The sequence below is a fragment of the Bacteroides finegoldii DSM 17565 genome (genome assembly GCF_000156195.1).
Lineage (GTDB): Bacteria > Bacteroidota > Bacteroidia > Bacteroidales > Bacteroidaceae > Bacteroides > Bacteroides finegoldii.
Genome location: NZ_GG688317.1, coordinates 155,799 through 171,041, shown reverse-complemented (window position 1 = coordinate 171,041; position 15,243 = coordinate 155,799). Strand labels below are relative to the sequence as shown.

The 15,243-nt window shown below is 45.4% G+C and carries 7 protein-coding genes, 1 tRNA gene and 1 pseudogene; 3 read left to right on the top strand and 6 right to left on the bottom strand.

Translation table 11 applies throughout. From position 1 onward, the window contains the following. The first annotated feature begins 30 nt into the window (after positions 1–30). Positions 31–3,045, top strand: coding sequence for a protein translocase subunit SecDF (gene secDF / locus BACFIN_RS18630; protein WP_007747821.1), 3,015 nt, complete (start codon positions 31–33; stop codon positions 3,043–3,045). Between the two features lie 172 nt (positions 3,046–3,217). Here the strand turns inward: secDF and BACFIN_RS18635 are convergent. Next, positions 3,218–3,289 (bottom strand) — tRNA-Arg (locus BACFIN_RS18635). A gap of 203 nt (positions 3,290–3,492) precedes the next feature. Here BACFIN_RS18635 and BACFIN_RS18640 point away from each other — a divergent pair. Further along, positions 3,493–5,340 (top strand): 2-oxoacid:acceptor oxidoreductase subunit alpha, encoded by a 1,848-nt coding sequence (locus BACFIN_RS18640; protein WP_032839008.1) that lies wholly within the window; start codon positions 3,493–3,495, stop codon positions 5,338–5,340. A 12-nt stretch (positions 5,341–5,352) separates the two neighbouring features. Continuing rightward, positions 5,353–6,357, top strand: a complete 1,005-nt coding sequence (locus tag BACFIN_RS18645; protein WP_007747818.1) for a 2-oxoacid:ferredoxin oxidoreductase subunit beta — start codon at positions 5,353–5,355, stop codon at positions 6,355–6,357. A 168-nt stretch (positions 6,358–6,525) separates the two neighbouring features. Here BACFIN_RS18645 and BACFIN_RS18650 read toward each other — a convergent pair whose 3' ends face one another. From BACFIN_RS18650 to BACFIN_RS18670, 5 genes and pseudogenes are all read right to left on the bottom strand, one after another. Beyond that, positions 6,526–8,997, bottom strand: coding sequence for a beta-glucosidase (locus BACFIN_RS18650; protein ID WP_032839080.1), 2,472 nt, complete (start codon positions 8,995–8,997; stop codon positions 6,526–6,528). Between the two features lie 14 nt (positions 8,998–9,011). Continuing rightward, a pseudogene (locus tag BACFIN_RS20375) lies at positions 9,012–11,218 on the bottom strand (glycoside hydrolase family 3 N-terminal domain-containing protein). Between the two features lie 15 nt (positions 11,219–11,233). After that, positions 11,234–12,088 (bottom strand): DUF4886 domain-containing protein, encoded by an 855-nt coding sequence (locus BACFIN_RS18660; protein ID WP_007747807.1) that lies wholly within the window; start codon positions 12,086–12,088, stop codon positions 11,234–11,236. Positions 12,089–12,109: 21 nt separating this feature from the next. Continuing rightward, positions 12,110–13,906, bottom strand: coding sequence for a glycoside hydrolase family 2 protein (locus BACFIN_RS18665; protein WP_007747804.1), 1,797 nt, complete (start codon positions 13,904–13,906; stop codon positions 12,110–12,112). 28 nt (positions 13,907–13,934) lie between these two features. Further along, positions 13,935–15,236 (bottom strand): acetylxylan esterase, encoded by a 1,302-nt coding sequence (locus BACFIN_RS18670; RefSeq protein ID WP_007747802.1) that lies wholly within the window; start codon positions 15,234–15,236, stop codon positions 13,935–13,937. Positions 15,237–15,243: the final 7 nt, after the last annotated feature.

Genomic DNA, 15,243 nt, shown 5'->3' with positions numbered 1-15,243 from the left:
AAAAAGTAATCATCATAAATTAAAAGTAAAATGCAAAACAAAGGATTTGTAAAGGTTTTTGCGGTATTACTCACGCTGGTATGCGTGTTCTACCTCTCCTTCTCCTTCGTAACACGCCACTATACCAACAAGGCGAAAGAAATTGCGAACGGCGACCCGAAAGTAGAACAAGACTACCTCGACTCTCTCTCCAACGAGAAAGTCTGGCTGGGTAACTGGACGCTGAAACAATGTCGTGAGATGGAGATTAGTTTAGGTTTGGACCTGAAGGGTGGTATGAACGTTATCCTTGAAGTTTCTGTACCTGATGTTATCAAAGCACTGGCTGACAACAAGCCGGACGAAGCTTTCAACAATGCATTGGCAGAAGCAGCAAAGCAGGCAATCAACAGTCAGGATGATATCATTACCCTGTTCATCAGAGAATACCACAAAGCTGCTCCGGAAGCGAAACTTTCCGAACTCTTCGCAACACAACAGTTGAAAGACAAGGTTAACCAAAAATCAACAGACACTGAAGTTGAAAAAGTATTGAGAGCAGAAGTAAAAGCAGCCGTTGAGAACTCATACAATGTACTTCGTACCCGTATCGACCGCTTCGGTGTTGTTCAGCCGAATATCCAAAGTCTGGAAGACAAAATGGGACGTATCATGGTGGAGCTGCCGGGTATCAAAGAACCGGAACGTGTGAGAAAACTTCTCCAAGGTTCTGCTAACCTGGAATTCTGGGAAACTTATACAGCCAAGGAAGTTCTTCCTTCCATGCAGTCTGCTGACGCCAAATTGCGCGCTATCTTAGCTGAAGAAACAACAACTGATGGAGATACAATAGAGACTGCCGTTCTTACTGAAGCTACTCCGGTGGAGACAAAAGCTGTAAGTGCTGCCGATAGCCTTGCCGCTGCACTGAAAGGTGACACAACAGCCTCTGAAAAGCCTTCTGTAAACATGGAAGAGCTCAAGAAACAATATCCTCTGTTGTCTATGCTTCAACTGAATTCAAGCGGACAAGGTCCTGTTATCGGTTATGCAAACTATAAAGATACTGCTGATATCAACAAGTATCTGGCTATGCCGGAAATCAAGGCAGAACTTCCGAAAGACCTTCGTCTGAAATGGGGCGTTTCTCCTTCTGAGTTCGACAAAAAAGGACAAACATTCGAATTATACGCGATCAAGTCTACCGAACGTAACGGTAAAGCTCCGTTGGAAGGCGATGTAGTAACAGACGCTAAAGACGAATTTGACCAATACAGCAAACCGGCTGTAAGTATGACAATGAACTCTGACGGTGCACGCCGTTGGGCTCAGCTGACAAAACAGAATATCGGTCGTTCTATTGCTATTGTTCTTGATAATTATGTATATTCTGCACCAAACGTAAATTCAGAAATTACAGGCGGACGTTCACAGATTACAGGTCATTTTACTCCTGAACAAGCAAAAGACTTAGCAAACGTATTGAAATCAGGTAAGATGCCGGCTCCGGCTCACATCGTACAGGAAGATATCGTTGGTCCGTCGTTGGGTCAGGAATCTATCAATGCCGGTATTTTCTCATTCGTTGTAGCTTTGATCCTGTTGATGATCTATATGTGCTCTATGTATGGTTTCATCCCGGGTATGGTTGCCAACGGTGCTTTGTTCCTGAACTTCTTCTTCACATTAGGTATCCTTTCTTCTTTCCAGGCTGCATTGACGATGTCCGGTATTGCCGGTATGGTATTGTCGCTGGGTATGGCAGTGGATGCGAACGTATTGATTTATGAACGTACTAAAGAAGAACTTCGTGCAGGCAAGGGAGTGAAGAAAGCATTGGCTGACGGTTATTCTAATGCCTTCTCCGCTATCTTTGACTCTAACTTGACATCTATTATTACAGGTATCATTCTGTTCAATTTCGGTACAGGACCTATCCGTGGTTTTGCAACGACTTTGATTATCGGTATCCTCGTATCGTTCTTTACCGCAGTGTTCATGACTCGTCTGGTTTACGAACATTTCTTGAGTAAAGATAAATGGCAGAACCTGACATTTACCACTAAGATTTCAAAGAACCTGATGGCCAATACACACTTCGATTTTATGGGAACAAACAAAAAATCCCTTATTATCGTCAGTGCAGTTATCATCGTTTGTATCGGTTCGTTCGCTATCCGCGGGCTAAGTCAAAGTATCGACTTCACTGGTGGACGTAACTTCAAGGTACAGTTTGAAAACCCGGTAGAACCGGAACAGGTGCGCGAGCTGATCTCAAGCAAGTTCGGTGATGCGAACGTTAGCGTTATCGCCATCGGAACAGATAAGAAAACGGTTCGCATCAGTACCAACTACCGTATCGAAGACGGAGGCAATAATGTTGACTCGGAAATCGAATCATATTTATATGAAACACTGAAACCGTTGTTGACTCAGAACATTGACCTGGCAACTTTCATCGACCGTGATAACCACACAGGCGGCAGCATTGTAAGCTCACAGAAAGTAGGGCCGAGTATCGCAGACGATATCAAGACCGGTGCTATCTGGTCAGTCGTTCTGGCATTGATTGCCATCGGTTTGTATATCTTGATTCGTTTCCGTAACATTGCATACAGTATTGGTTCTATTGCAGCATTGACTTGTGACACAATCATGATTATCGGTGCTTATTCATTATTCTGGGGTATCCTGCCATTCTCACTGGAAATCGACCAGACCTTTATCGGTGCTATCCTGACGGCTATCGGTTACTCTATTAATGATAAGGTGGTAATCTTCGACCGTGTACGTGAGTTCTTCGGATTGTATCCGAAACGTGACAAGCGTCAGTTATTCAATGACTCTCTGAACACTACACTGGCTCGTACCATCAATACTTCATTGAGTACATTGATCGTATTGTTGTGTATCTTCATCCTCGGTGGTGACTCTATCCGCAGCTTTGCATTCGCGATGATTCTCGGTGTTGTAATCGGTACTTTATCTTCACTGTTTATTGCATCTCCGATTGCATACAACTTTATGAAGAACAAAAAGACTGTAGCAACAACTGCGGGAGAATAAAATATTCCAAAAATAGAAAAAGCCTCTTCCGAAGTTCGGAGGAGGCTTTTTCTATTGATTATTAAAACAAATAGAAGCTATAAGACGTTCATCTTAAAAGAAGCCATTGTAAAACTTAAAACTCGATACAGCATGAAAGCATCCAACACAACTTCCTATAGATTCTTTGTAGTAGCCCCGAGGGGAATCGAACCCCTATCTAAAGTTTAGGAAACTTCTATTCTATCCGTTGAACTACAAGGCCGTTCCTATTTTGATTGCAAAGATAACGGTTTCTGTTGATTTAACAAGAATAAAAATACAGGTTCCTTCCAGATATTTCAAATATTTTGCGTCAATAGGACAATAAAGTACGTTTTATTTTGATAATTCGATTAACTTTCCGACCTTTGCGCTCACAAATTGAAAGTAAAAGCAGTTTTTAAATTAAATATAGTAATTAAAGTTATGGCAGACGAAATGATGGTTAAAGAATTGGAGGAAGTAGTAGTACGTTTCTCCGGCGACTCCGGTGACGGTATGCAGTTGGCCGGCAACATCTTCTCGACCGTGTCGGCTACGATTGGCAATGACATCAGTACATTCCCCGACTATCCGGCAGACATCCGCGCACCGCAAGGTTCGCTAACCGGTGTTTCCGGTTTTCAGGTACACATCGGTGCAGAAAAAGTTTATACTCCGGGAGACAAATGCGACGTATTGGTAGCTATGAATGCCGCCGCATTGAAAACACAATATAAATTCGCAAAATCCACCGCCTGTATCATCATCGACACAGACGCCTTTCAAAAATCAGATTTAGATAAAGCGGCATTCACCACCGATAATCCTATTGAAGAAATGGGTATCAAGCAGGACGTGATTGCAGCACCTATCTCGCAGATGGTAAAAGACTGTTTGGCAGATACGGGAATGGATAATAAGTCCATGCTGAAATGCCGTAATATGTTTGCCGTAGGACTGGTATGCTGGTTGTTCAACCGCGACCTTAACATAGCGGAAGACTTTATCCGCGAGAAATTCTCCAAGAAACCGGAAATAGCGGAAGCAAATATCAAAGTTGTTCGTGCCGGATATGATTACGGACACAACACACACGCTTCCGTAGCACATACATATAAGATTGAAAGTAAAGCAGCCGTTCCCGGAAAATATATGGATATCACCGGAAATAAAGCGACTGCATACGGATTCATCGCAGCTGCAGAGAAAGCCGGACTGAAACTCTATTTAGGGTCTTACCCTATCACTCCTGCAACAGATGTACTGCATGAACTCTCAAAACATAAATCATTGGGCGTAACCACCGTGCAATGTGAAGATGAGATTGCCGGTTGTGCTTCTGCTATCGGTGCTTCATACGCCGGTGCATTAGCTGTTACTTCCACTTCAGGACCTGGTATCTGTTTGAAATCAGAAGCCATGAACTTGGCCGTTATCATGGAATTGCCATTGGTCGTATTGGATGTACAACGTGGCGGTCCCGCTACCGGTCTACCGACCAAATCGGAACAAACAGACCTGTTGCAAGTTCTCTTCGGTCGTAACGGTGAAAGCCCTATGCCTGTCATTGCTGCGACATCCCCTACAGACTGTTTTGACTCAGCCTATATGGCTGCTAAGATCGCTTTGGAACACATGACTCCGGTCGTGTTGTTGACAGACGCATTTGTTGCCAATGGTTCTGGTGCATGGAAATTGCCTAAATTGGCTGATTATCCTGCTATCAATCCTCCTTACGTACGCCCGGAAATGTCTGAAACCTGGACACCGTATCAACGGGACCCGCAGACAGGCGTTCGTTATTGGGCAGTTCCGGGTACAGAAGGATTCACTCATGTATTAGGAGGTCTTGAAAAAGACAACAAGACAGGAGCTATCTCAACTGATCCGGAAAACCATGACTTGATGACGCGATTACGCCAGCAGAAAATTTCCAATATCGAAGTACCTGACGTAGAAGTTGAAGGCGACAAGGAAGATGCCGAATTGCTGATTGTAGGTTTCGGAGGTACTTATGGACATTTACACGCCGCTATGGACGAACTCCGTGCTAATGGTAAAAAAGTAGCATTAGCACACTTTAAGTTCATCAATCCTCTTCCAAAGAATACGGCAGCCTTGATGAAGAAATACAAAAAAGTGGTGGTAGCCGAGCAAAATATGGGACAGTTTGCCGGATATCTCCGTATGAAGGTGGACGGTTTCGTTCCTTATCAGTTCAACCAAGTGAAAGGACAGCCCTTTGTTGTCAATGAACTAGTCAATGCATTCACTGAGATTATCAACAAGTAAAATCAAGAAATTATGAGCGAATATACAGCTAAAGACTTTAAAAAAGGACAGCCACGCTGGTGTCCGGGATGTGGTGACCACTTTTTCCTGGCTTCGTTACACAAGGCTATGGCAGAAATCGGTGTCGCTCCATGGGATACGGCAGTAATTTCCGGTATCGGTTGTTCCAGCCGCCTTCCTCACTATATGAATACATACGGCATGAATACAATTCACGGTCGTGCTGCCGCTATCGCGACAGGGTGCAAAGTCGCCAATCCCAAACTAACCGTATGGCAGGTAAGCGGTGACGGTGACGGTCTTGCTATCGGAGGTAACCATTTCATTCATGCCAACCGACGCAATATCGACATCAACATGATCTTGCTCAACAACCGTATCTATGGTCTGACTAAAGGACAATACTCACCCACTTCACCGCGTGGTTTTGTCAGCAAGTCTTCTCCCTACGGCACCGTAGAAGACCCGTTCAATCCGGCTGAACTATGTTTTGGCGCACGCGGACATTTTTTCGCACGTGCTGTTGCCACAGACGCTCCCGGTACAATAGATATATTGAAAGCTGCCTATAATCATAAGGGCACTGCTGTCTGCGAGATTTTACAGAACTGCGTCATCTTCAATGATGGTACACACAACTCCGTATATAACAAGGAAGGGCGTGCAAAAAATGCAATTTATTTGGAACATGGCAAACCGATGTTATTCGGTGAAAACAAGGAGTTCGGATTAATGCAGGAAGGTTTTGGGCTGAAAGTTGTGAAACTAGGCGAGAACGGTATCACAGAAAGAGATATTCTGATACATGATGCACACTGCCTGGACAACACACTCCAGTTAAAACTCGCCTTGATGGAAGGCCCTGACTTCCCCATCGCACTTGGTGTCATCCGCGATGTAGACGCCCCGACTTATAATGATGCGGTAGAAGCACAAATCGAAGAAGTAAAAAGCAAAAAGAAATACCATAATTTCGAGGAGCTTTTGATGACTAATGACATTTGGGAAGTAAAATAATCACACTATCCGTAGAAAGATAAAGGCGTAGATTGAGAAGTAATTCTCTTTCTACGCCTTTGTCATTTTCCAAGATAACCCATCTTTTTGGGGAGATGAGGTTCTATTATGTTTTTCTTATCAAATAAGCCTGTTTTAAGACAGATCAAATGTGACTTTACGAGGAAATTAGAACGAGTATGAACCGGAAAGTTCAACCGTAGCTTTCAAAGGTAATTGATTAGAAGCCGGGCCTACAAGAATCTCAAACTCGCCTTTTTCCACTACAAAGCGGTGCTGATTCATATCGTAATAAGCGAATGCATCCTCATTCAGCACAACAGAAATCCGCTTCTTCTCCCCTTTCTGCAAGAAAACCTTTTCATATCCTTTCAATTCTTTCAAGGGACGGGGGACAGAGGACTGTACATCATGTACATACACTTGTGCCACTTCCGAGGCATCCATCTTCCCTGTATTCTCGAGATCAAAGCTAACGGTAACCTGATGCTCACCCGTTTTCTCCGCAGCTATATTACTATAAGCGAAAGTAGTATAGGACAAACCGTAGCCAAACGGATAGAAAGGTTCTTTTCCCGAACGGTCGTATCCACGATAACCGACAAAAACACCTTCGGAATAATCTACACGTTTAATCTCTGCCTTTAAGTTCTCGTAATAACTACCATGCACCGGATTATCTTCCCATTTCTTTTCGATAGAAATCGGTAGCTTTCCGCTTGGAGAAATCTTGCCGGTCAGGATTTCAGCTATCGCTTGTCCGCCTTCCTGTCCAGGATACCAAGCCATAAGAATAGCTTTTGCGGCATCATACCAACCGGTGAAATCCACACCGCCACCGGCGTTCAGCACAACCACGACATTAGGGTGCATAGAGGCAATCTTTTTGATAAACAATTCCTGATACCGAAGCAAAGCAAACGGACGGTCAAAGCCTTCGCCTTCGGTATTACTATTGAAACCTGTGCAGAACACAACATTATCCACCTTTGCCAATCCTTGACGAAGTTTCATCTCATTAAGGCTATAAGCATTAAAACGAATGATGCCCGAAGAAATATTATCAAAGAATTCAATCCGGAAACGGTATTCCTTACCACCCTCAACCGGCAGTTCAACTTCACGGCTAGAGTATGAATGATTTCCCCAATCTCCCGTAATATGCTTGTCATTCACAAACAGACGATAACCGTCATCACCACCGATATGAAGTTTCAACTGACCATCAGTTTGTGGCATGTAGCAGGCTGTCCAACGGACAGAGAAGCCATCTGTCGGAAAGCCGTCCAAAGGTGCTCCATATCCCCAGTCATAATCAACAGAGGATTCCGTGCGTATTACTTCCGGCTGTCCCGAAAGCGTCTTGTTCTTAAAGTATTCAGCCTTGAAGCCTTTCACCTGACGATTGACGTCAGTATAAAACTCATTGATAATATCTTCATAAATCACATCATCCGTCAATAATACCAGATTCTTTTTCTTCAGTTCTTTCAAGCCTTGAGCCACTGAAATGGTAGAAAAAGGAGTGACAAAACCACTGCCGCCACCGGTAGGTATCAAATCTGCATTAGGACCCATTACGGCTGTTTTTCCTTTCAACGGGAGCAAGTTTGCTTCATTCTTCAACAATACTACTCCCTCGCGTGCCAGTTCTAAAGCTGTTTGGCGAGAGAATGGATTATCCAACGGAATATTACTGTCTTTCTGTTCCTTATCCAACATTCCATAAGCTATTAAAGTCTGCAAAATATGTTGTACTTTCAGGTTAATGGTTTCTTCGGTCACCGTGCCTGTTTTGATAGCGGGGATAAGATTGTCGGCATTCATGAAACGCCCTTTGGGCATTTCGAGGTCAAGTCCGGCGTTAGCTGCTCCGATAGCGGAATATACCGAAGTCCAGTCCGACATCAGAATACCTTTGAAGCCCCAAAGATTGCGCAAGACATCAATATTCAGCCATTTGTGTTCAGTGGCATGGACACCGTTCAGGAGATTGTAGCTGTTCATCACAGCACTCACGTTCGCTTCCTGTACAGCCTTGCGGAAAGCCGGGAAATAAATCTCATGCAAAGTACGCTCGTCTATGTCCGAACTCGCATGATGGCGGCTCCACTCCTGGTTGTTGGCGGCAAAGTGCTTGATGGTCGCAATGACTCCTTCCGATTGCACGCCAAGAATATATTGCTTGGCTGTCTCACCCGTCAAGTAAGGGTCTTCACCGAAATATTCAAAGTTACGGCCGCACAACGGAGCGCGATAGATATTCACGCCCGGCCCAAGCAGGATATTAACGCCTCTTGCCTTGGCGTCCTGCCCCAAGCCTTGCCCTAACTTATAAAGCAAGTCACGGTTCCAGGTAGAAGCGGAAAGGATACCGGACGGATAAAGGGTGCTTTTAGGAGCATGGTTACGGATTCCCTGCGGGCCGTCGGCAAGACGTATTTCAGGAATTCCCAAACGGGGAATGGCACGCAGGGAAAAGCTGGTATATCCGGAGATATACTCTATTTTCTCTTGCAAAGTCATTTTGGATACAATCTCCTTCGCGCGTTGTTCTACTTGAGGAGTAATTGTCTGTGCATGGGTCAAGATGCTGCATGCGAGCATACATAAACCGATAATGCCTGTTTTCTTTTTCATGGTGATCATGTGTTTTAGTCTATCAATTCTATTTTAACGGTCTGTTCCAGTACGTGAATATTGTATTCTCCGGTTTCGAGGAATCGTTTACCGTCCTCATTGACAAATCCGAAATCACGTTCCAGGTCTATGTCGAAACGGAAAGTTTTCGTTTCTCCGGCTTTGATAAGCTGCTTTTCAAAGTGTTTCAGTTCTTTTACAGGACGGGTAATCGAGCAATACGGGTCGGAAATAAACCAGTGGACAGTTTCTGCTCCGTCACGGGCACCGATATTGGTGACAGTCACTTCCGCCGAGAGCTTCTCGCCACGCTTCACTTTAGTGGCAGAAGGGGTAACAGTGCCATACTTGAATTCTGTGTAGCTCAGTCCGTGACCGAAAGGATATAACGGGTCACTTGTGATATCTTTATAAAATCCCTGATGTCCACGTCCGCTCTTACGGCGGTTATAATAAATAGGAATCTGCCCCGTCGAATAAGGGAAGGTCATGGCAAGTTTACCGGAAGGATTAATACGTCCGGACAATATCCCCGCCATCGGCAGTGCGCCATTCACACCCGGCTGCCAGATTTCCAGTATGGCATCAGAAACCGGTTCCAGACGGTTCAATTCCAACGGACGACCGTTGACCAATACCAGTACGACAGGCTTGCCGGCTTTCTTCAGTTCTTTTGCCAGTTCTTCCTGCATCTGTGGTAGTGCGATAGAAGAACGGGAAGCATTCTCTCCGCTCCAAGTCATCATCTCGCCCAAGCAAAGAACAACAACATCAGACCAGCGTGCAGCTTCCAATGCTTCTGCAAATCCTTCGCGGTTATCTCCTTGTGTATTGCAGCCTAATGCGTAACGCAGTTCGGCTTTTCCTGCAAATTCAGCAGCCAGACCATCATAAAGCATTGCCACATCGGTATCCTTTCCGTGACCACGCCAGGAGCCTAACAAGTCCCAACCATTTTTTGCCATAGGACCTATCACGGCAATCTTCTTTTTATCTGTCAGTGGTAAAACGTTGTTTTCGTTTTTCAGCAATACCATGGATTCTGCCGCAAGCCGGGCGGCAATATCCATGCTTTTCGGACGGAAGAAACGTTCTTTCTCTGTTGTAGCGGGAGTATAAGGACGTTCGAACAAGCCAAGACGGAATTTCAGAAGTAAGACACGGCGGACAGCTTCATCCACTTGAGCCATTGATACCTTGCCTTCTTCTACCAACTCCTGCAAATGACGGTCATAAGCATGAGACATCATATCCATTTCAAGACCGGCGGTAAACGCATACCGGGCTGCTTCCTTTTTGGTTGCTGCCAATCCCTGATTTTTTAACTGTTCGATAGCTCCCCAGTCTGAAACGATAAAACCGTCATGTCTCCAACGGTTCTTTAATATCTCGGTCATAGTATAAGGGTTTGCCGAACCCGGTACACCGCTGATATCATTAAAAGAACTCATCAGAGTTGCCGCACCGGCTTTCACCCCCATTTCATAAGGGAGCAGATAAGTATCCCAAAGAGTTTGTTGGGAGATTTCGGTATAAACATAATCACGTCCGGCTTCGGATGCCCCGTAGCCTACATAATGTTTCAGACAAGCTGCCACACGGTTTTCTGCCGACATATTATCACCTTGATACCCTCTGACAGAAGCTGCGCCGAACACTCCGTTCGCATAAGGGTCTTCGCCATAGCCTTCCGCCACACGTCCCCAACGAGGGTCACGTGCTACGTCAATCATCGGCGAGAACGTCCAGTCCACTCCCGACATACGGGCTTCCTGCGCAGATACAGCACACGCCTGTTCCACCAAATCCGGATTCCAGGAACAAGCTTGCGCCAACGAAATAGGATACACGGTACGGAATCCATGAATCGCGTCATAACCGAAAATAATAGGAATACCCAGGCGGGATTCCTCCATCGCTTTCTTCTGCATATTATTACGCAGTTCGGGATTTGTCTCGAAGTAAATCAGAGAACCGATTTCCGCCGACACTTTCTTTACCTCTTCGCCTACATTATTCACGTTGTTGTTCCGTCCCAAGGTATATTGGTTCAACTGCATCACTTTCTCTTCCAGAGTCATGCGGGATAACAAGTCGTCTACGCGTTTCTCAATCGGAGCCTTTGCGTCTTTATATAATGCACCCCTTTTTTATCCTTTGCTGAAAGGGTACATACCGTACCCAACAAACAGATTCCGTAAACTAATGCTTTTTTTCTCATTTGTATTTTCGTCGGTTAGTTAGTAATAAACAGGTCAGTCACTTTATACGGATGCTTTACTGCTGCATGGGCAGCTTTCTGGGCAACAGCTTTCCGCGCCTCATCCAGCCCTTCCGGAGCATAAGGATTCCCGACTACATTGTGTTTGAAGATTCGTTCGAACCAGGTGCAGGCAGCGATATAACGTCCAACCTTCACATCCAGATGATAGCCGTCCCTGTTCAGATGGTCGCCGATAAAAGAAGTACGGGCATTCTGTATAGCAGTGCCCGAAGGGATGACAATCTTTATCTTATTCACCTTAGCCGCCTTCTTCACTGCATCGGCAATGGCCTGATACATGGTCAGTTGATTGCAGTTGTAGTTTTTAAATCCACTATGCTTGGAAGTAGACGCATATGCCCAGGTTTGGTGCAGCATCAGCTTTGTTTTCTTTGGAAGGCGTGCTTTTACATATTCTATAAGTTCCGGCAGAGAGGCTTCATACGTCTCGTACATTCCCGAAAAAGGACTTGCCTGTTGCAGGCTGACGTAATCCCAGTCTTCATCTGCCAGCACCGTTTCCAAAGACATCTTGCCCTTTTCCCGCTTCTTTCCATCCGTACCGATTTTCCGGTAGGCATAGGCAGGAGCATTGTCACGGGCATTTTTCACATGACGTTCTAGAGAACAGCCGCCAATAAACATATTGCCGATTATGGTTGAAATGCCTTCGGCTTCGGCAAGTTCATGCAGATATTGCTCCACGGCATCTTGGGAGAAGCTGTTGCCGATGGCAAGTATCCTGACCGTCTTTTGCTGCGCATACGCTCCTCCGGCAAGAAGGAGCAGTATGCACATACAAATCGCTACAATCTTATATTGCTTCATCACATTCAAATATAGCTAAACTTATCGGTTATTTCTCTTTTTCATGTAATAATCTCTCATCAGATACCACGCTTTCTTACGCATACCCTGGTCGGATATGAGTCCTTTGCGGTTCCAGCCATCTTGATTGGTGGGGTGGAAACGGAACGGCGAACGGAAGTCGAACAGAATCCAGGGAGATACGCCACGCAGGTTCGGGATATTGTCGAACATACGGATATTGTCTCTATACAGACGTGCCTGGTATTCTTCACTCCAAGAACTGACTACATTCTCATCACCGGACTGACCGTACAATGCTTCGCCGCCAAATTCCGAGATAATCAACGGTTTGTCCGTCACTACTTCCCATATAGCGTCTTTTGGTTCCACAGGCCACGGATGATACCAGCCCATATATTTATTGATAGCTACGACGTCCAGTTGCGAAGTAAAAGAATCTTCCATTACAAAACGCTGTTTTTCGCTATTGAAGTGCACAAGGTCGAAAGCGGCAACATACAAGCGGGTAGTGTCCAGCTGTTTTCCCGTTTCGAGCAGGGAAGCAAGGAATTCATTCCGTTCTTTGGAAGGCTGTGTTTCATTGGCAACACCCCAATAACCTACCGCGCAGCGATTCTGGTCGCGCTTAATCATTTCAGAAAGCATCCTTTGCGCTTTCTGACGGGTATCATTGTCTGTAAAGTCAATGCCTTGCCAAATAGGAATCTCCTGCCAGAGAAGGAAGCCCATCTTTTCCGCCAGGCGTACTGTGTATTCATTCTGCGGATAATGTGCCAAGCGAATCATGTTCACGCCAAGCGCTTTCGCTTCATTCAGCAACATGGCTGCATCGGCTTCCGAGAAAGCACGCCCCATACGTTGCGGAATTTCTTCGTGAAAAGAGATACAGCACATAAATGTCGGCTTCCCGTTCAGGTAGATATCTGTTCCTTTCACGGTGATATTGCGGAAGCCGATTTGTTCTTCCACGCGGTCGGTATTTGAAGATACAGTCACGCCATAGAGTTTCGGTTCTTCCGGCGACCAGCGTTGCAGCTTCTTTGCGTTCAATACGGTTTCCGCCTTTCCTTCTGCGTCGGTGGTGAGCTCCGCGTTGATTTTGAGTTCGGGGATGGCAACTGTTACTTTCTCACCTGCTTTTTTATCAGAAAGACGCACGCGGGCAATTATCCGGTCGGAAGCATTTTTATCCAATTGGACGAAATAATCTTCTATAAATGTCCGGGGAGTTTTCACCAACAGCACATCTCTTGTGATGCCGCCATAGTTCCACCAATCGAATGCCAGAGCGGGAATGGCGTCTTTGGTGCGGCGGTTGTTTACTTCTACCGCCAGGAAGTTGTCACCGTCTTTCAACAAGTCTGTCACTTCCACTTGGAAAGGAGTAAAACCGCCTTCGTGCTCTGCTATCTCTTTTCCGTTCAGGTAGACTTTACAACGATAGCTGACAGCGCCGAAATAAAGAAACTGGCGTTTGTCTGCCAAGCGTTTGGCGTCAAAGTGACGGGCATACCATACAGTTCCTTCGTAATATTTCAGTTCGGGCGACTGGGAGTTCCAATCTCCCGGAACGTTAAGACGCAACCCGCCTTCGAATGCGTATTCGTAGAAATCAATATTTCCTTCCGGTTGCCGGTTCTCATAGATTTTCATCCGTTGTCCCTGGTCGTACAGGTCGATGATGGCATTCCATTTACCATTCAGCGAATGGATGTCACGGCCATATACATTCGTTATCAGCTCTTGTGCCGCAACGCTTCCAGCAAAAGCAATCAGCAACAATAAACATAGGTTTAATTTCTTACCTGTTTTCATTTATCTATTAGTTTATGGTATTAGTATATTATTCGTTTTTCGATTTATTTTTCAAGAAATTCATTACCCAGTTCCAGGCTGCGCTCCACTGTTCGGCATAGGCATAATGGGCGGTCGTCTCAGCTACAAACAGTTCTTTCGGAGCATTAATCACGTTGTAAGCGGAGTAAGTAGTAGTAGGCGGACAAACCATATCATTATAACCAAAAGTATAGAATCCCGGCACTTTAACCTGACGGGCAAAGTTGACTACATCAAAATACTGAATGGTTTTCATCTTTCCCGGTGTCCGGTTCTTCTCATCCTTCAACATATGCGGCCAACCGCCTGCACGACCGTGGGCATAACCCGCCATATCACACAAGGCTGGATAGAAAGAAACCAATCCTTTGACACGAGCGTCCAGTCCGGCAATTACAATGGAAAGCGCACCGCCCTGGCTTCCTCCAAAGGTCGCCAGATTGCCATTGAACTCGGGAAGTGTGTAAATGAAATCAATGGCTCTCACGCAGCCTGTATAAACCCGCTTGTAATAGTATTTGTCCCGATTGTCCATATTGAACGAGTGGTAGTTCTTCAAAGCTCCGTTATAAAGGCGGTGATAGACATCCCCCTCTATATTGACCGGGATGCCGTGAATACCGATTTCCAGAATGATAAAACCTTTTCCGGCACGTTCGGCTTCTCCGTTATAGGCACGGATACCTGCCCCCGGCACTTTCAGAATCGCCGGATATTTCCCGGAAGCCTTCGGAACACAAAGGATGCCGTACATACGGGACGCATAGTCATTGTTCGCGAAGGAAACATGATATACGTTCACCTTATCTGTGCACCTTTCCGGCAGTAAAGTCATTATCGGTTCCAGTGCCCACTTTTCAGCGGCTTCTTTGGTGCTTTTCCAAAACTCCAGAAAGTCGGCGGGCAAAGGAGTGGTCGGTTGCAATTTCTCAGGAGAGAAGCCGACGGTAGCCACGCCTTCATACTCACGCCCTTGGCAAGTGACAAAAGCACGGCAACGCAGGAACCCTTCTTTTTTCATAGTCCCTGCGTTAATTTCAAGCTTTTCGTTCTTCAAAGGCTGTTTGCCTGTCTGATGAGGTTTCATCATGTCTTCCGAAATCTCATAGCGCACTTCCAGATTATCCTGTGGGATATTGCATTTCAATACCGTCACTTTGAATTTCACTTTTTCTCCCGGTTTATACAGCCAATTGGTGTGGTCGGGAGTGACCTGCACTTGAATCAGTCTTTCTGCCGGTTGCCCGTATGCAACAAATTGCAGGACGACAAACAAAGCAAGAAAAACAAAACGCAAACTTTTTATCATAATTCCG

Excerpts from the sequence above, each read along its gene's own strand:
- BACFIN_RS18660 (WP_007747807.1), bottom strand. The coding sequence starts at position 12,088 with ATGAAGCAATATAAGATTGTAGCGATTTGTATGTGCATACTGCTCCTT.
- BACFIN_RS18640 (WP_032839008.1), top strand. The coding sequence starts at position 3,493 with ATGGCAGACGAAATGATGGTTAAAGAATTGGAGGAAGTAGTAGTACGT.
- BACFIN_RS18650 (WP_032839080.1), bottom strand. The coding sequence starts at position 8,997 with ATGAAAAAGAAAACAGGCATTATCGGTTTATGTATGCTCGCATGCAGC.
- BACFIN_RS18670 (WP_007747802.1), bottom strand. The coding sequence starts at position 15,236 with ATGATAAAAAGTTTGCGTTTTGTTTTTCTTGCTTTGTTTGTCGTCCTG.
- BACFIN_RS18645 (WP_007747818.1), top strand. The coding sequence starts at position 5,353 with ATGAGCGAATATACAGCTAAAGACTTTAAAAAAGGACAGCCACGCTGG.
- BACFIN_RS18665 (WP_007747804.1), bottom strand. The coding sequence starts at position 13,906 with ATGAAAACAGGTAAGAAATTAAACCTATGTTTATTGTTGCTGATTGCT.
- secDF (WP_007747821.1), top strand. The coding sequence starts at position 31 with ATGCAAAACAAAGGATTTGTAAAGGTTTTTGCGGTATTACTCACGCTG.